The sequence below is a fragment of the Pseudomonas sp. NPDC007930 genome, from assembly GCF_042958985.1.
Classification (GTDB): Bacteria; Pseudomonadota; Gammaproteobacteria; order Pseudomonadales; family Pseudomonadaceae; genus Aquipseudomonas.
The window spans coordinates 100,849-118,326 of record NZ_JBIBKC010000003.1; the positions used below are offsets into that span (position 1 = coordinate 100,849).

A 17,478-nucleotide genomic window follows, 5' to 3' on the forward strand; every position below is an offset into this window, starting at 1 on the left:
CTTACTCCCGACGGTCGAGCGCTTGGTTGATGTGGCCATGTTCCACGTGGAACATCGCCACCGGCGTATCCGCCTGCCAATCGCTGCTCAACAATTCATGATGTACGCAGGTGATAAACACCTGACACTTCAAATCTTCCAACAAACGGCAAAGCCCCTTCCGATGGCGCTCGTCCAGTTCGGAAGGCAGGTCGTCGACCAGGTACACACACTGGCCACGCCTCACTTGGCTAACCAAATGGCCTTGCGCAATCCGCAACGCACATACCACCAGTTTCTGCTGGCCGCGGGACAAAATATCCGCCGCGTTGTGGGTGCCGATCTTCAAACGTAAATCCGCGCGCTGGGGCCCAGCATGCGTATGCCCAACTTGCTGGTCCCGGGCGAGAGAGGAGGCGAGTACTTCGGCGAGGGGGCGATCTTTATCCCAACCTCGGTAGTAGCTCAGCGCCAACCCATCGAGTTGCACCAACTCTTGCAGCACCTGCTCGAACACCGGCTTCAGCGCTTTGATGTATTGGCGCCGAAATTCGTCGATCTGATCGCTGGCAAGACACAACTCGCGGTCCCAGGCCGCTTGGGAAATGGGGTCCAGTGTACCATGGCGCAGCCACGAGTTTCGCTGCTTCAGCGCTTTCTGCAGGCGCTGCCAAGTGGGGAGAAAACGAGGTTCCACGTGGAACACTCCCCAATCGAGAAACTGCCGGCGAACCTTCGGTGCGCCTTCGAGCAACCTGAAGCTGTCTGGGTTGATCAGCTGAAGGGGCAGGATCTCGGCAAGCTGGGCAGTGCTTTTCGCATTCTGCCCGTCGATGCGAATGGTGAAGTCCCCTTGCCGCTCGCGTGAAACACCCAGGTTGCAGAGGCGCCCTTCGCCCAAGTCGACTTGGCCGAATACGGTGCAGGTGGGCTGCTCATGCTGGATCACCGGCTGCAGGCGGGCGCTGCGGAACGAGCGGGCCAGGCCGAGGATGTGCAGGGCCTCGAGCACGCTGGTTTTGCCGCTACCGTTTTCGCCGTAAAGGATGTTGATACGAGGGGAGGGGTGAAGCGTCACCGGGTGCAGATTGCGCACCGCGGTGACGGTGATGCGACCAAGGGCCATTAGGGGGCTAGATCACAGGCGCATTGGCATAACGACGTAAGCAGAGTCGTCGTTGCCAGCTTCTTGCAACAGCGCACTGCTGTTGGAATCCGAGAGCACCAGGCGAACCTGCTCGGTGCCCATTACGCCCAGCACGTCGAGCAGGTAGCTGACGTTGAAGCCAATCTCCAGGCCAGCACCGTTGTAGTCGACGCTGATTTCTTCTTCGGCTTCTTCCTGTTCCGGGTTGTTGGCCTGGATCTTCAGTTGCCCCGCGGCCAGCAGCAGGCGGATGCCACGGTACTTTTCATTGGAGAGGATCGCGGTACGGCTGAACGCTTCGCGCAGCGCCTGGCGGTCGCCTACTACCAACTTGTCCCCGCCCTTGGGCAGTACGCGTTGGTAGTCCGGGAACTTACCGTCGACCAGCTTGGAGGTGAAGGTGAATTCACCGGTGGTGGCGCGGATGTGATGTTGCCCCAGCACGATGCTGACCTGGCCGTCTGGCTCGGTGAGCAGGCGCGCCAGTTCAAGGATGCCCTTGCGCGGCACGATCACCTGATGGCGATCGGCCTGGCCGATCTGCGCGTCCATCGAACACATCGCCAGGCGGTGGCCATCGGTGGCTACCGCGCGGATCACGTTGGCGTCGACTTCCAGCAGCATGCCATTAAGGTAGTAACGCACATCCTGCTGGGCCATGGCGAAACCGGTACGGTCGATCAAGCGGCGCAGCCGGCTTTGTTCGAGGGTGCAGGTCAGCGACCCCGGGCCTTGCTCGACAGCGGGGAAGTCGTTGGCGGGCAGGGTGGACAAGGTGAAGCGGCTGCGGCCAGCCTTGACCACCAGCTTCTGCTCGTCGAGCTTCACGTCGATCAATGCATCGGCCGGCAGGCTTTTGCAGATGTCCATCAGCTTGCGCGCCGGCACGGTGATCTCACCGGGTTCGGCGGCGTCTTCGAGCTGCACACGCCCCACCAGTTCGACCTCAAGGTCGGTACCGGTCAAGGACAGTTGCTGGCCCTCGACAATCAACAGAACGTTTGAAAGCACCGGCAAAGTCTGGCGGCGCTCAACAACGCCCGCGACCAGTTGCAGCGGTTTCAACAGGGCTTCGCGTTGAATGGTGAAATGCATGGTCTAGTCCTTTGCCTTAGATAGCTGCCTGAACGGACATCATGTGGTGAGGGTCCTGAGCAAATTTTTGTAGTCTTCGCGGATGTCCGCGTCCGACTCTTTCAATTCGTTGATCTTGCGGCAGGCGTGCAACACGGTGGTGTGATCGCGGCCGCCAAACACGTCGCCGATTTCCGGCAGGCTGTGGTTGGTCAGCTCTTTGGACAACGCCATCGCCACCTGCCGAGGCCTGGCCACCGAACGCGAACGGCGTTTGGACAACAGGTCGGAGATCTTGATTTTGTAATACTCAGCGACAGTACGCTGAATATTGTCGACGCTGACGAGTTTATCCTGCAGCGCGAGCAAATCTTTGAGCGATTCGCGGATCAGCTCGATGGTGATGTCACGGCCCATGAAGTGCGAGTGAGCGATCACGCGTTTCAGCGCGCCCTCGAGCTCACGCACGTTGGAGCGGATCCGCTGGGCAATGAAGAACGCGGCATCGTGGGGCAACTCGACCTTCGCCTGGTCGGCCTTTTTCATCAGGATCGCCACCCGGGTTTCCAGCTCAGGCGGCTCCACGGCCACCGTCAGCCCCCAGCCGAAGCGCGATTTGAGGCGTTCTTCCAGGCCTTCGATTTCCTTGGGGTAACGGTCGCTGGTGAGGATCACCTGCTGGCCGCCCTCGAGCAAGGCGTTGAAGGTGTGGAAAAACTCTTCTTGCGAGCGCTCCTTGCGCGCGAAGAATTGAATGTCGTCGATCAGCAGCGCGTCGACCGAGCGGTAGAAGCGCTTGAATTCGTTGATGGCGTTGAGTTGCAGGGCCTTGACCATGTCTGCGACGAAACGCTCGGAATGCAGGTACACCACCTTGGCATTCGGGTTTTTCTTCAACAGGTGGTTACCCACAGCATGCATCAAGTGGGTTTTACCCAAGCCGACGCCGCCATAAAGGAACAACGGGTTGTAGCCGTGCTTGGGGTTGTCTGCCACCTGCCAGGCCGCGGCGCGGGCCAACTGGTTCGACTTACCCTCAACGAAGTTCTCGAAGGTAAAGGTACGGTTCAGGTAGCTGGTGTGCTTGAGCGCGCCTTCGACCTGCACATTGCGCTGCTCGGTGCGGCCTTTGCCGGCCGGGGCGCTGTCATAGCCATCAGTGTCGGCGGGCGCGGTGTCTTCAGCGGCGACTTCCGCCAGGATCGAGGCAGGGGGCACCGGAGCGGCACTGGCGGCCGGTGCCACCGCCGGCGCCGCGGCCTGCACAGGCTCGGCCTGCGCGGGCGCGGTGGCCGCGGGTGCATTAATGGCCGCGCGCGGCGCGGCACTGCGGCGGCTGCCGATCAGCAGCGACAACGCCGGCGCTACGCCATCACCGTGCTCGGCCATCAGCTCGAGCAAACGGCCCAGATACTTTTCGTTGACCCAGTCGAGCACGAAGCGATTCGGCGCGTAGATACGCAACTCCTCGCCTTCGGCTTCCGCCTGAAGAGGGCGTATCCAGGTATTGAACAATTGGGCAGGCAGTTCTTCGCGAAGCAATTCAACGCACTGCTGCCAGATTTGCACTGACACGGATATCCCCTGAAATGAAAGCGCATGGCCGGCCAAAACGACCGCCATTGTACCGGGCATTGGCTTACTTATCCACAAAATGCCGGCCCCTGGCGCCGGCCTGCGGGATTTTTTTCAACAAAATCAGGTGGGTGACGCTGAGCATAAGCTCTGTGCATAACCCCGCCTAAGCCTTATGGACAACCCACACCTGAACTCTGTGGATAAACCAGCTGTGGATAAACACCGCTTTCATCAACAGGTTTCTGCCAGCCGCCGCACACCCCATACAGCGCTTGTGGACAACCTTTTGGCAGCGCTCAAAACCAAACTCTACGCAGCCTGCAGCGTTTTATCCACAGAAAATGGCCTGTATATACGTATTAAAAGAAACCAAAGAGCTTTTTATCTGCCCTTCTCTTGTCTATGAATGCCCGTGCAGCCTCCCGACCACCGGTCATACAGGGTTGAAGGAAACACTGGTCGGAAATTGACCTACGGGCAGGGTTTCTCTAGAATCGCCGGTCTCTTAAAAACAGGGGCCATCCCGGCCCTGGTTGACGAACCAGGTAACTTCCAATGAAACGCACTTTCCAACCCAGCACCATCAAGCGCGCCCGCACCCACGGTTTCCGTGCACGCATGGCTACCAAGAACGGCCGCACCGTTCTGTCGCGCCGCCGCGCCAAAGGCCGCAAGCGTCTGGCCGTCTGATCCGGCATAGGTAGGTGAGTCAGGACTTCAGCCGGGAAAAGCGCTTACTGCTACCCCGTCAGTTCAAGGCAGTCTTTGACTCCCCGACCGGCAAGGTTCCAGGGAAAAACCTGCTGATCCTTGCTCGAGACAACCAGCTCGAACATCCGCGCCTGGGCTTCGTGATCGGGAAGAAAAGCGTCAAGCTTTCCGTTGAGCGCAACCGCCTCAAGCGTGTGATTCGCGAGTCGTTCCGCCATCACCAACAGCAGTTGGCTGGCTGGGACATTGTCATCGTGGCTCGCAAAGGCCTTGGCGATACAGACAACCCTGAGCTGCAACAGCACTTCAGCAAACTCTGGAAACGCTTATCCAGATTGCGACCCACCGTAGCGGTCGATACCGAACCCAAGGGGCTGCAGAGTCAAGATGCGTAAACTGGTCCTGCTTCCGATCCAGTTTTACCGTTATGCCATTAGCCCCCTGATGGCTAGCCACTGTCGTTTCTACCCCAGTTGTTCCAGTTACGCGCTCGAGGCCATCGAACGGCATGGCGTGTTGCGTGGCGGCTGGCTGACAACCCGGCGCCTGTGCCGCTGCCACCCCTGGCATCCAGGCGGTGTCGATCTCGTCCCCCCGCTTTCTTCATCTCGTACTTCTTCGATAGCCGAGTAATCATGGATATTAAACGCACGATCCTGATGGTCGCCCTGGCAGTCGTGGCCTATACCATGGTCCTGAAGTGGAACCAGGACTACGGCCAGGCCCCCATGCCGAACAACCCGACGGCTAACCAGGCACCCGTGCCCTCCGATGTGCCGCAGGCACCGACGGACAACGCCACGGTTTCAGACCTGCCGAGCGGCGCACAACCCGCGCAAACCACCGCGCCGGTCGCTGCCAGCAGTGAACTTATCCACATCCGCACCGACGTTCTGGACCTGGCGATCGACCCGAAGGGTGGTGACATCGTTCAACTGACCCTGCCGGAATACCCACGCCAGCAAGGCCGCCCGGATGTGCCGTTCCAGCTGTTCGACAACGGTGGCGAGCGCCTGTACGTAGGCCAGAGCGGCCTGGTCGGCGCCAACGGCCCGGATGGCCAGGCCAGCCGCCCGCTGTACAGCACCGACAGCAAAAGCTACAAACTGGCTGACGGCCAGGACAAGCTCGTCGTCGACATGAAGTACAGCGCCGCCGGCGTGAACTACATCAAGCGCTTCACCCTGGCCCGTGGTGAATACGACTTGGTCGTGTCCTACCTTGTGGATAACCAGAGCGCGCAGCCGTGGACCGGCAACCTGTTCGCCCAGCTCAAGCGCGATGCCAGCTCGGACCCGTCCGCCAGCACCGCGACCAGCACTGCCACCTACCTGGGCGCCGCCCTGTGGACACCTTCAGAGCCCTACAAGAAAGTGGCGATGAAGGACATCGACAAAGGCAGCTTCAAGGAAACCGTGCAAGGTGGCTGGGTCGCCTGGCTGCAGCACTACTTCGTGACCGCCTGGATCCCGAGCGCGCAAGACAGCAACAACGTCAGCACCCGCAAAGACAGCCAGGGTAACTACATCGTCGGTTTCACCGGCTCTACCCTGACCGCCGCTCCGGGCGCCAAGGTCGAAACCCAGGTCACCCTGTACGCCGGCCCGAAAATCCAGGACAAGCTCAAGGCGCTGTCGCCAGGCCTGGAACTGACCGTCGACTACGGCTTCCTGTGGTTCATTGCCCAACCGATCTTCTGGCTGCTCAAGCACATCCACGCGCTGCTGGGTAACTGGGGCTGGTCGATCATCTGCCTGACCATCCTGATCAAGCTGCTGTTCTTCCCGCTGTCGGCCGCCAGCTACCGCTCGATGGCCCGCATGCGCGCCGTGGCACCACGCCTGGCCGCGCTGAAAGAGCAATTCGGCGACGACCGCCAGAAGATGTCTCAAGCGATGATGGAGCTGTACAAGAAGGAACGCATCAACCCGCTCGGTGGCTGCCTGCCGATCGTGGTGCAGATGCCGGTGTTCCTGGCCTTGTACTGGGTGCTGCTCGAAAGCGTCGAAATGCGCCAGACGCCGTGGATGTTCTGGATCACCGACCTGTCGATCAAAGACCCATTCTTCATCCTGCCGATCATCATGGGCGCCACCATGTTCATCCAGCAGCGCCTGAACCCGGCGCCGCCGGATCCGATGCAGGCCAAAGTGATGAAGCTGATGCCGATCATCTTCACCGTGTTCTTCCTGATGTTCCCGGCCGGCCTTGTGCTTTACTGGATCACCAACAACACGCTGTCGATCCTTCAGCAGTGGGTCATTACCCGCAACATCGAAGCCGCGAGCAAGAAGAAGGCCGAAGCCTGATTCGCGCCGCAGCCTGATGCGCACCGCATGAACGCCCCTCTGGGGCGTTTTTGCTATCTGTACCTCGAACGGGTTTTTTCCATGAACAAGGACACCATCGTCGCCATCGCCACCGCCCAGGGCCGGGCCGGCGTGGGTATCGTGCGGGTTTCCGGGCCGTTGGCCGCGGCGCTGGGCCAGGCCCTGACCGGCAAGGCGCTGAAGCCACGCCACGCGCACTATGGCCCGCTGCGCGATGCCAACGGCCGCGAGATCGACCAAGGGCTGGCGCTGTTTTTCCCCAACCCGCATTCGTTCACCGGCGAAGACGTGCTCGAGCTGCAGGGCCATGGTGGCCCGGTGGTGCTCGACATGCTGCTGGCGGCCTGTGTGGCGGGCGGCTGCCGGTTGGCCAACCCAGGGGAATTCAGCGAGCGCGCGTTTCTCAACGACAAGCTCGACCTGGCCCAGGCCGAGGCCATTGCCGACCTGATCGAAGCCAGCTCCGAACAGGCCGCGCGTAACGCCCTGCGCTCCCTCCAGGGGGAGTTTTCCAAGCGCGTGCATGCGCTGGTCGAGCAACTGATCAGCCTGCGCATTTACGTTGAAGCCGCGATCGACTTCCCGGAGGAAGAGATCGACTTCCTCGCCGATGGCCACGTGTTGCGCCAGCTCGAAGCAGTGCAGGTGCAACTGGCCGCGGTGCTCGCCGAGGCCAACCAGGGCGCGTTGCTGCGCGAGGGCATGACCGTGGTCATCGCTGGCCGCCCCAACGCGGGGAAATCCAGCCTGCTCAACCTGCTCGCCGGCAAGGAAGCTGCGATCGTGACCGACATCGCCGGCACCACCCGGGACATCCTCCGCGAACATATCCACATCGACGGCATGCCGCTGCACGTGATCGACACCGCGGGCCTACGCGCCACCCAGGACCAGGTTGAGCAGATCGGCGTACAACGCGCGCTCAAGGCCATCAACGAGGCAGACCGCTTGCTGTTGGTGGTCGACGCCACGGCGCCGGAAGCCAGCGACCCCTTCGCGCTGTGGCCGGAATTCCTCGAACAGGCACCAGACATCGCCAAGGTGACGCTGATCAGGAACAAAGCAGACTTGTCTGGCGAGGCGGTGGCGCTGGTTGAAAGCGCTGATGGCCATGCCTCCCTGGCCCTGAGCGCGACACAGGGCGCGGAAGGCCTCGAGCTGCTGCGTGGGCACTTGAAGAAGGCCATGGGCTACCAGCAGACGGCCGAGGGCGGCTTCAGTGCCCGCCGGCGCCACCTCGACGCCCTCAGGCGGGCCCAGGGCAGCCTTGACCACGGCCACCGCCAGTTGACCCTGGCCGGCGCCGGCGAGCTGTTGGCCGAAGATTTGCGCCTGGCCCAGCAAGCGCTGGGTGAAATTACCGGGGCATTCACCCCGGACGACCTGCTTGGGCGCATCTTCACCAGCTTCTGCATCGGCAAATAAACCCAGCGCACGGTATTGAAACCGGCCCATAGGCCGGTTTTTTTTCGCCCGCAGCTTGGCCCTGGTGATCGAAATGGCCCCGCCAGCACGAAATAAGCTATGTGGATAACCCACGCTGAGGGCTATTGATAACCCCAGGCATAACCCTGTCGACAAACCCAGCCTTGGATAACTCTCGTTTTATGCACAGGTGATACGCGGTTATCCCTAGTGCCCAGGGCGGATGAACAACAGGGTTTAATTTCAATTAAAAGCTTTATATTCAGTAGGTTGAATGGCTTATCCACAGAAGAGGCCTTGCCTATACATAAACATAAAAATAAAGCTTTTATTCATTTTTTTCCTTTTTGTCTCTTTTGATCGGCGCTTATGCACAGCTGGCTATTTTTTGGTCAAACGCTTCAAAGCACGGCCTGCTTTCCCTATACTGCGCAGCTATCCCAATTACCCATCGATAACAGGCACGAGGTGCGTGGTGGATTTCCCTTCCCGTTTTCAGGTGATCGTCATCGGCGGCGGCCATGCCGGTACCGAGGCCGCCCTGGCGTCAGCACGCATGGGCGTGAAAACCCTGCTGCTTACCCACAACGTGGAAACGCTGGGGCAGATGAGCTGCAACCCCGCCATTGGCGGTATCGGTAAAAGCCATCTGGTCAAGGAAATCGACGCCCTCGGCGGTGCCATGGCGCTGGCCACCGACAAAGGTGGTATTCAGTTCCGCGTGTTGAACAACCGCAAAGGCCCTGCCGTGCGCGCCACCCGTGCACAGGCCGACCGCGTGCTGTACAAGGCGGCAATCCGCGAAATTCTCGAAAACCAGCCCAACCTGTGGATATTCCAGCAGGCCTGCGACGACCTGATCGTCGAACAGGGCCAAGCCAAGGGTGTGGTTACCCAGATGGGCCTGCGTTTCATGGCCGATGCCGTGGTACTGACCACCGGCACCTTCCTCGGCGGGCTTATCCACATCGGCCTGCAGAATTATTCCGGCGGCCGCGCCGGTGACCCGCCGGCAATCTCCCTGGCGCACCGGCTGCGCGAGCTGCCATTGCGGGTAGGCCGGTTGAAAACCGGTACCCCGCCGCGCATCGACGGCAAGTCTGTGGATTTCTCGGTAATGGCCGAGCAGCCAGGCGACACGCCGATCCCGGTGATGTCGTTCATGGGCAACCAGGCGATGCACCCGCGGCAGGTCAGTTGCTGGATTACCCACACCAACGCCCGCACCCATGAAATCATCGCCGCCAACCTCGACCGCTCGCCGATGTATTCGGGCGTGATCGAAGGCGTCGGCCCGCGTTATTGCCCGTCGATCGAAGACAAGATCCACCGCTTCGCCGACAAGGAAAGCCACCAGGTGTTCATCGAGCCGGAAGGCCTGACCACCCATGAGCTGTACCCCAACGGTATCTCCACCTCGCTGCCGTTCGATGTGCAGTTGCAGGTGGTGCGGTCGATCCGCGGCATGGAAAACGCCCACATCATGCGCCCCGGCTATGCCATCGAATACGACTACTTCGACCCTCGCGACCTGAAGTACAGCCTCGAAACCAAAGCGATCGACGGCTTGTACTTCGCCGGGCAGATCAACGGTACCACTGGCTACGAAGAGGCCGGCGCCCAGGGTTTGCTCGCCGGCGCCAACGCCGCGCTGCGCGCACAGGGCCGCGAGGCCTGGTGCCCACGGCGTGACGAGGCGTACATCGGGGTGATGATCGACGACCTGATTACCCTGGGTACCCAGGAGCCGTACCGCATGTTCACCTCGCGCGCCGAGTACCGGTTGATCCTGCGCGAAGACAACGCCGACCTGCGCCTGACCGAAAAAGGCCGCGAGCTGGGGTTGATCGACGACCAACGCTGGGCGGCTTTCGAAGCCAAGCGCGAAGGCATCGAACGCGAAGAACAACGCCTGCGCAGCACCTGGGTACGCCCGGGTACCGCCACCGGGGCGGCGGTCGCCGAGCAATTCGGTACCCCGCTGGCCCATGAGTACAACCTGCTCAACCTGCTCAGCCGCCCGGAAATCGACTACGCCGGGCTGATGCAGATCACCGGCGGGGTGGAGATCGACCCACAGGTTGCCGAGCAGATCGAAATCCGCACCAAATACGCCGGTTACATCGACCGCCAGCAGGATGAAATCGAGCGCCTGCGCGCCAGCGAGAACACCCGCCTGCCGGCGGACATCGACTATGTGGGTATCTCTGGGCTGTCGAAGGAAATCCAGGGCAAGCTGGCCAATGCCCGGCCGGAAACCCTCGGCCAGGCCTCGCGCATTCCTGGGGTGACCCCAGCCGCGGTCAGCCTGTTGTTGATCCACCTGAAAAAACGCAGCGCCGGCCGCGACCTGGAGCAAAGCGCTTGAATTCCGTTGTCACCCCGCAACACGCTGAAGAGTTGTCCACAGGTGCCCGCGCGTTGGGTATCGATTTGACCGAGCGCCAGGCCGAGCAACTGCTGGCCTACCTGGCCCTGTTGATAAAATGGAACAAGGCCTACAACCTCACCGCGGTGCGCAACCCCGATGAAATGGTTTCGCGGCACCTGCTCGACAGCCTCAGCGTGTTGCCGCACATCGGTGATGAACAGCGCTGGCTCGACGTCGGCAGCGGCGGCGGCATGCCGGGCATCCCGCTGGCGATCATGTTCCCGGGCAAAAGCGTGACCACCCTCGACAGCAACGGCAAGAAAACCCGCTTCCAGACCCAGGTCAAACTGGAACTCGGGCTGGCCAACCTGCAAGTTGTCCACAGCCGGGTGGAACAACACGTGCCGGCGCAGCCCTATGCCGGTATCATCTCCCGTGCCTTCAGCAGCCTCGAGGATTTCGCCAACTGGACGCGCCACCTGGGTGATGTGAATACCCGCTGGCTGGCGATGAAAGGCCTGCATCCTGCCGACGAACTGGTAGCATTACCGGCTGACTTCACTCTGCAAGAGGCGCACGCCTTGGCCGTACCCGGTTGCCAAGGCCAGCGCCATCTACTGATACTGCGCCGCACGGCGTGAAAGGGAACACAGGCAACAATGGCTAAGGTATTCGCGATCGCGAACCAGAAAGGCGGCGTGGGCAAGACGACCACCTGCATCAACCTCGCGGCTTCCCTGGTGGCCACCAAGCGGCGTGTGCTGCTGATCGACCTCGACCCCCAGGGCAACGCGACCATGGGCAGCGGGATCGACAAGCACGGGCTGGAAAACTCCGTGTACGACCTGCTCATCGGTGAGTGCGACCTGGCCCAGGCCATGCACTTTTCCGAACATGGCGGTTACCAGTTGTTGCCTGCCAACCGCGACCTCACCGCCGCCGAAGTGGTGCTGCTCGAAATGCAGATGAAAGAGAGCCGCCTGCGCACCGCCCTGGCGCCGGTGCGGGAGAACTACGACTTCATCCTGATCGACTGCCCGCCGTCGCTGTCGATGCTGACCCTCAACGCGCTGGTGGCCGCCGATGGGGTGATTATCCCCATGCAGTGCGAGTACTTCGCCCTCGAGGGGCTCAGCGACCTTGTGGATAACATCAAGCGCATCGGTACCTTGCTCAACCCTGAGCTGAAGATCGAAGGCTTGCTGCGCACCATGTACGACCCACGCCTGAGCTTGATCAACGACGTGTCCGCGCAGTTGAAGGAACACTTCGGCGACCAGCTCTACGACACGGTGATCCCGCGCAACGTGCGCCTGGCCGAGGCGCCGAGCTTCGGCATGCCGGCCCTGGCGTACGACAAGCAATCACGGGGCGCCCAGGCCTACCTGGAGCTGGCCGGTGAGCTGGTCCGCCGCCAGCGCCGCAAAACCCGCACCGCTACCGCAATCTAAGGAGCAGCAATGGCCGTCAAGAAACGAGGGCTCGGTCGCGGGCTGGATGCGCTGCTCAGTGGCCCCACCGCCAGCGTGATGGAAGAACAAGCCACCCAGGCCGACCAGCGCGAGCTGCAGCACCTGCCGCTGGACCTCATCCAGCGCGGCAAGTACCAGCCACGCCGCGACATGGACCCACAAGCGCTTGAAGAGCTCGCGCAGTCCATCAAGGGCCAGGGGGTGATGCAACCCATCGTGGTGCGCCCGATCGGCCAGGGCCGTTTCGAGATCATCGCCGGTGAACGCCGCTGGCGCGCCAGCCAGCAGGCCGGCCTCGACACGATCCCGGCGATGGTCCGCGAAGTGCCGGACGAAGCCGCGATCGCCATGGCGCTGATCGAGAACATCCAGCGCGAAGACCTCAACCCGGTGGAAGAGGCGATCGCCCTGCAGCGCCTGCAGCAGGAATTCCAGCTCACCCAGCAGCAGGTTGCCGACGCTGTGGGTAAGTCACGGGTGGCGGTGGCCAACCTGATGCGCCTGATCGCGCTGCCGGATGTGATCAAGACCATGCTCTCCCACGGCGACCTGGAAATGGGCCATGCCCGCGCCTTGTTGGGTTTGCCGGACGATCAACAGGTTGAAGGGGCGCGACACGTTGTCGCACGCGGCCTCACCGTACGCCAGACCGAGGCCTTGGTGCGCCAGTGGCTGAACGGCAAACCGGAGCCTGTCGAGCCGCCCAAGGCGGACCCGGACATCACCCGCCTCGAACAGCGCCTGGCCGAGCGGCTGGGCTCTGCGGTGCAGATCAAGCACGGCAACAAGGGTAAAGGGCAACTGGTTATCCGGTACAATTCGCTGGATGAACTTCAGGGCGTTCTCGCCCACATTCGTTGAAACAATTGAACCTGTAGCGGCCAGTCGGAAAACCCTACCTGACAGTTGAACGGGGGCTGAACCGCCCCTATACTCTGCGCGCATTTTGTCGGCACATTTTATGCCAAGTCATGGATATAAGGTGCGCCGGCCAACAGGAGTCGACTTGATGGAAACCCGCACGCCAAACCGCCTGCCTTTCCATCGTTGGCCGGTTTTTCCGGTGCTGTTGGCGCAATTGATCGTTTTACTGCTGGCGGCACTCGTGCTCTGGCAGTGGCAGGGGAAAGTCAGCGGTTATTCGGGGCTGATGGGTGGCCTGATCGTTTGGGTGCCCAATCTGTATTTTGCTTATAAGGCGTTTCGGTACACCGGCGCCAGGGCAGCGCAAGCCATCGTCCGGTCGTTCTACGCCGGCGAGGCAGGCAAGATGATTCTCACGGCAGTGCTGTTTGCACTGGCGTTCGCGGGGGTAAAGCCACTGGCGCCGTTGGCGTTGTTTGGCTGCTTTCTACTGACCCAAATGGTCAGCTGGTTCGCGCCCCTGCTCATGAAAACAAGATTTTCGAGACCTTAGGGCGTTTGAGGCAACCATGGCAGCAGAAACCGCTTCGGGCTATATACAGCACCACTTGCAGAACCTAACCTTCGGCCGCCTGGCGGATGGCACCTGGGGCTTTGCCCACGATGCCGCGCAGGCCAAGGCAATGGGCTTCTGGGCATTCCACGTAGACACCCTGGGCTGGTCGGTTGCACTGGGCCTGCTGTTTGTCTTCATCTTCCGCATGGCGGCGCGCAAGGCGACCTCCGGGCAGCCTGGCTGCCTGCAGAACTTCGTCGAAGTGCTGGTCGAGTTCGTCGACACCAGCGTGCGTGACAGCTTCCACGGCCGCAGCGCCGTCATCGCCCCGCTGGCGCTGACGATCTTCGCCTGGGTGTTCATGATGAACGCCATCGACCTGATCCCGGTCGACTGGATTCCGCAACTGGCCGCCAAAATCACCGGCGACCACGAAATCCCGTTCCGCGCGGTGTCCACCACCGACCCGAACGCCACCTTGGGCATGGCCCTGACGGTGTTCGCGCTGATCATCATCTACAGCATCAAGATCAAAGGCATCGGCGGCTTCATCGGTGAGCTGACCCTGCACCCGTTCAGCAGCAAGAACGTGGTTGTGCAGGCGATCCTGATCCCGGTCAACTTCCTGCTCGAGTTCGTCACCCTGATCGCCAAGCCGGTATCCCTGGCCCTGCGACTGTTCGGCAACATGTATGCCGGCGAGCTGGTGTTCATCCTCATCGCTGTGATGTTCGGCAGCGGCCTGCTCTGGCTCAGCGGCCTGGGCGTGGTCCTGCAGTGGGCGTGGGCTGTGTTCCACATCCTGATCATCACGCTGCAAGCGTTCATCTTCATGATGTTGACCATCGTCTACCTGTCGATGGCCCACGAAGATAACCACTAAGGCTCGTCTGGCGCGTCTTATAGGCCCCCGCTTTCGGGTGGGGGCTGGGGTGCCAGCGGCGGCTACTGCTTAGGCACGCGCTGTAACCTTTTTGCTTTACCGTTTTAAACCTAAGAAAACCTAACCAATACGACGTAAAAAGTCGGGAGGAAAGATGGAAACTGTAGTTGGTCTGACCGCTATCGCTGTTGCTCTGCTGATCGGCCTGGGCGCTCTGGGTACTGCAATCGGCTTCGGTCTGCTGGGCGGCAAATTCCTGGAAGGCGCAGCTCGCCAGCCAGAAATGGTCCCAATGCTGCAAGTCAAGATGTTCATCGTCGCCGGTCTGCTCGACGCCGTGACCATGATCGGTGTTGGTATCGCCCTGTTCTTCACCTTCGCGAACCCCTTCGTTGGTCAGATCGCTGGCTAATCACTCGCGTGGCGAGTGTGTTGGTGTGATGGACTAAGAACGAGCAGAGGTGTGGCGTGAATATTAATGCAACCCTGATAGGCCAGTCCGTTGCGTTCTTGATTTTTGTGTGGTTCTGCATGAAGTACGTATGGCCTCCGGTCATTACGGCACTGCAGGAACGCCAAAAGAAGATCGCTGACGGCCTGGACGCTGCCAGCCGTGCTGCACGCGACCTGGAGTTGGCCCAAGACAAAGTGGGTCAGCAACTGCGTGAAGCCAAGGCTCAGGCGAGCGAGATCATCGAGCAGGCCAAGAAACGTGGCAACCAGATCGTCGAGGAAGCTCGCGACCAGGCCCGCGTTGAGGCTGAGCGCCTGAAACATCAGGCAGCTGCCGAGATCGAGCAGGAAGTCAACAGCGTCAAGGACGCGCTGCGCGCCCAGGTGGGTAGCCTGGCCGTGACGGGTGCCGAGAAAATCCTGGGTGCTTCGATCGATCAAAACGCGCATGCGGATCTGGTCAATAAATTGGCCGCAGAGATCTAAGCGAGGGCGATCATGGCAGAACTGACCACGTTGGCCCGACCTTACGCTAAGGCTGCCTTCGAGCATGCCCAGGCCCATCAGCAACTGGCCAATTGGTCAGCCATGCTCGGCCTGGCCGCGGCAGTGTCGCAAGACGACACCATGCAGCGTTTGCTCAAGGCCCCGCGACTGACGAGCGCAGAAAAGGCCGCCGCTTTCATTGAAGTGTGCGGCGAACAGTTTGATGCCCAGGCACAGAATTTCATTCACGTGGCCGCGGAAAACGAACGTCTCCTGCTGTTGCCGGAGATTTCGGCCCTGTTCGACCTGTACAAGGCCGAACAGGAGAAATCCGTAGACGTGGACGTGACCAGTGCTTTTGCGTTGGACCAAGAACAGCAAGACAAACTCGCCAAGGTTCTCAGTGCACGGCTCGGCCGGGAAGTGCGACTGCACACTGCAGAAGATTCCACCCTCATTGGGGGTGTGGTCATCCGCGCAGGCGACCTGGTAATCGATGGCTCGGTGCGTGGCAAACTCGCGCAACTGGCCGAAGCATTGAAATCTTGAGTTTGAAGGGGCAGCAGAGCAATGCAGCAACTCAATCCTTCCGAAATTAGCGAAATCATCAAGGGGCGCATCGATAACCTCGATGTGGCCTCCCAGGCCCGCAACGAAGGTACCGTCGTCAGCGTGTCTGACGGTATCGTGCGGATCCACGGTCTGACCGACGTCATGTACGGCGAGATGATCGAATTCCCCGAAGGCGTCTTCGGCATGGCCCTCAACCTCGAGCAAGACTCGGTGGGTGCCGTTGTGCTGGGCGCTTACACCTCTCTGGCTGAAGGCATGAGCGCCAAGTGCACCGGCCGCATCCTGGAAGTTCCGGTTGGTAAGGAACTGCTGGGCCGCGTGGTCGATGCCCTGGGTAACCCTGTCGATGGCAAGGGCCCGCTGAACAACACCGAGACCGACGCGGTCGAGAAAGTTGCTCCGGGCGTGATCTGGCGTAAGTCGGTAGACCAGCCTGTACAGACTGGCTACAAGGCTGTAGACGCCATGATCCCGGTAGGCCGTGGCCAGCGCGAGCTGATCATCGGTGACCGCCAGATCGGCAAGACCGCCATGGCGATCGACGCGATCATCAACCAGAAAGACAGCGGCATTTTCTGCGTGTACGTGGCAGTGGGTCAGAAGCAATCGACCATCGCCAACGTGGTACGCAAGCTGGAAGAGCACGGCGCCCTGGCCAACACGATCATCGTGGCTGCCAGTGCTTCGGAATCCCCGGCGCTGCAATTCCTGGCACCGTACTCCGGTTGCACCATGGGCGAGTACTTCCGCGACCGCGGTGAAGACGCGCTGATCGTTTATGACGATCTGTCCAAGCAGGCTGTGGCTTACCGCCAGATCTCCCTGCTGCTGCGCCGTCCACCAGGCCGTGAAGCCTACCCAGGCGACGTGTTCTATCTCCACTCCCGCTTGCTGGAGCGTGCATCGCGCGTTTCCGAAGAGTACGTCGAGAAGTTCACCAACGGCGCCGTGACTGGCAAAACCGGTTCCTTGACCGCACTGCCGATCATCGAAACCCAGGCCGGTGACGTTTCCGCGTTCGTTCCGACCAACGTGATTTCCATCACCGACGGTCAGATCTTCCTGGAATCGGGCATGTTCAACTCCGGTATCCGCCCTGCGGTCAACGCCGGTGTGTCGGTATCCCGTGTAGGTGGTGCTGCCCAGACCAAGATCATCAAGAAGCTCTCCGGTGGTATCCGTACCGCCCTGGCGCAATACCGTGAACTGGCTGCTTTCGCACAGTTCGCTTCCGACCTCGACGAAGCGACCCGCAAGCAACTCGAGCACGGCCAGCGCGTTACCGAGCTGATGAAGCAGAAGCAATACCAGCCAATGTCCATTGCTGAAATGGGCCTGTCGCTGTATGCCGCCGAGCGTGGCTTCCTGACCGACGTCGCCATCGACAAGGTCGGTAGCTTCGAGCAGGCCATGATTGCCTACTTCAAGCGTGATCACGCCGCATTGCTGGCGAAGATCAACGAGAAGGGTGACTTCAACGACGAAATCGACGCAGGCATCAAAGCCGGCCTCGAGAAGTTCAAGGCCACCCAGACCTGGTAAGCCGCGGCGGGGGCATTGCCCCCGCTTGCTAACC

18 protein-coding genes are annotated in these 17,478 nt (G+C 61.0%); 15 read left to right on the top strand and 3 right to left on the bottom strand.

The window, feature by feature from the left end; genetic code table 11:
* Position 1: 1 nt before the first annotated feature.
* The 3 genes from recF to dnaA are packed head-to-tail and all read right to left on the bottom strand — an operon-like array spanning position 2 to position 3,775.
* Entirely contained in the window at positions 2-1,105 is a 1,104-nt protein-coding gene (gene recF / locus ACFZCE_RS07900) for a DNA replication/repair protein RecF (RefSeq protein WP_390937719.1), read from the bottom strand.
* Between the two features lie 12 nt (positions 1,106-1,117).
* On the bottom strand, positions 1,118-2,221 hold the full coding sequence (gene dnaN, locus ACFZCE_RS07905; RefSeq protein WP_390937721.1) for a DNA polymerase III subunit beta: 1,104 nt from the start codon (positions 2,219-2,221) through the stop codon (positions 1,118-1,120).
* A gap of 39 nt (positions 2,222-2,260) precedes the next feature.
* Positions 2,261-3,775 (bottom strand): chromosomal replication initiator protein DnaA, encoded by a 1,515-nt coding sequence (gene dnaA / locus ACFZCE_RS07910; RefSeq protein ID WP_390937723.1) that lies wholly within the window; start codon positions 3,773-3,775, stop codon positions 2,261-2,263.
* A 558-nt stretch (positions 3,776-4,333) separates the two neighbouring features.
* Here dnaA and rpmH point away from each other — a divergent pair.
* The 15 genes from rpmH (at position 4,334) to atpA (ending at position 17,444) form a co-directional block, all read left to right on the top strand.
* On the top strand, positions 4,334-4,468 hold the full coding sequence (rpmH, locus tag ACFZCE_RS07915) for a 50S ribosomal protein L34 (RefSeq protein WP_043192020.1): 135 nt from the start codon (positions 4,334-4,336) through the stop codon (positions 4,466-4,468).
* Between the two features lie 14 nt (positions 4,469-4,482).
* Positions 4,483-4,884: a ribonuclease P protein component gene (gene rnpA / locus ACFZCE_RS07920; protein WP_390937725.1), complete on the top strand. Its 402-nt coding sequence runs from the start codon at positions 4,483-4,485 to the stop codon at positions 4,882-4,884.
* On the top strand, positions 4,877-5,122 hold the full coding sequence (yidD, locus tag ACFZCE_RS07925) for a membrane protein insertion efficiency factor YidD (RefSeq protein ID WP_390937727.1): 246 nt from the start codon (positions 4,877-4,879) through the stop codon (positions 5,120-5,122). Before rnpA ends, yidD begins: the two co-directional genes overlap by 8 nt.
* Positions 5,123-5,124: 2 nt before the next feature.
* Entirely contained in the window at positions 5,125-6,798 is a 1,674-nt protein-coding gene (gene yidC / locus ACFZCE_RS07930; protein WP_390937729.1) for a membrane protein insertase YidC, read from the top strand.
* A gap of 81 nt (positions 6,799-6,879) precedes the next feature.
* Positions 6,880-8,244, top strand: a complete 1,365-nt coding sequence (gene mnmE, locus ACFZCE_RS07935) for a tRNA uridine-5-carboxymethylaminomethyl(34) synthesis GTPase MnmE (RefSeq protein ID WP_390937731.1) — start codon at positions 6,880-6,882, stop codon at positions 8,242-8,244.
* A 475-nt stretch (positions 8,245-8,719) separates the two neighbouring features.
* Positions 8,720-10,612, top strand: coding sequence for a tRNA uridine-5-carboxymethylaminomethyl(34) synthesis enzyme MnmG (gene mnmG, locus ACFZCE_RS07940; protein WP_390937733.1), 1,893 nt, complete (start codon positions 8,720-8,722; stop codon positions 10,610-10,612).
* Complete coding sequence (rsmG, locus tag ACFZCE_RS07945) at positions 10,609-11,256, top strand: 16S rRNA (guanine(527)-N(7))-methyltransferase RsmG (RefSeq protein WP_390937735.1); 648 nt, start codon at positions 10,609-10,611, stop codon at positions 11,254-11,256. Before mnmG ends, rsmG begins: the two co-directional genes overlap by 4 nt.
* 18 nt (positions 11,257-11,274) lie before the next feature.
* Positions 11,275-12,066 (top strand): AAA family ATPase, encoded by a 792-nt coding sequence (locus tag ACFZCE_RS07950; protein WP_390937737.1) that lies wholly within the window; start codon positions 11,275-11,277, stop codon positions 12,064-12,066.
* 9 nt (positions 12,067-12,075) lie between these two features.
* Complete coding sequence (locus ACFZCE_RS07955; RefSeq protein ID WP_390937739.1) at positions 12,076-12,948, top strand: ParB/RepB/Spo0J family partition protein; 873 nt, start codon at positions 12,076-12,078, stop codon at positions 12,946-12,948.
* A 148-nt stretch (positions 12,949-13,096) separates the two neighbouring features.
* Positions 13,097-13,504: a F0F1 ATP synthase subunit I gene (locus ACFZCE_RS07960; RefSeq protein WP_390937741.1), complete on the top strand. Its 408-nt coding sequence runs from the start codon at positions 13,097-13,099 to the stop codon at positions 13,502-13,504.
* A 16-nt stretch (positions 13,505-13,520) separates the two neighbouring features.
* A complete protein-coding gene (gene atpB, locus ACFZCE_RS07965; protein ID WP_390937743.1) occupies positions 13,521-14,390 on the top strand; it encodes a F0F1 ATP synthase subunit A in 870 nt (289 codons plus the stop codon).
* Between the two features lie 154 nt (positions 14,391-14,544).
* The gene (gene atpE, locus ACFZCE_RS07970) at positions 14,545-14,802 is read left to right on the top strand and encodes a F0F1 ATP synthase subunit C (RefSeq protein WP_003097235.1); all 258 of its coding nucleotides are present in this window, start codon (positions 14,545-14,547) and stop codon (positions 14,800-14,802) included.
* Positions 14,803-14,858: 56 nt separating this feature from the next.
* Positions 14,859-15,329 carry a F0F1 ATP synthase subunit B gene (locus ACFZCE_RS07975; protein ID WP_390937748.1) on the top strand — a complete coding sequence of 157 codons (471 nt, stop codon included), beginning with the start codon at positions 14,859-14,861 and terminating at the stop codon, positions 15,327-15,329.
* A gap of 12 nt (positions 15,330-15,341) precedes the next feature.
* Positions 15,342-15,878 carry a F0F1 ATP synthase subunit delta gene (locus ACFZCE_RS07980; RefSeq protein WP_390937750.1) on the top strand — a complete coding sequence of 179 codons (537 nt, stop codon included), beginning with the start codon at positions 15,342-15,344 and terminating at the stop codon, positions 15,876-15,878.
* 21 nt (positions 15,879-15,899) lie between these two features.
* Positions 15,900-17,444 (top strand): F0F1 ATP synthase subunit alpha, encoded by a 1,545-nt coding sequence (gene atpA / locus ACFZCE_RS07985; protein WP_390937752.1) that lies wholly within the window; start codon positions 15,900-15,902, stop codon positions 17,442-17,444.
* Positions 17,445-17,478 lie beyond the last annotated feature (34 nt).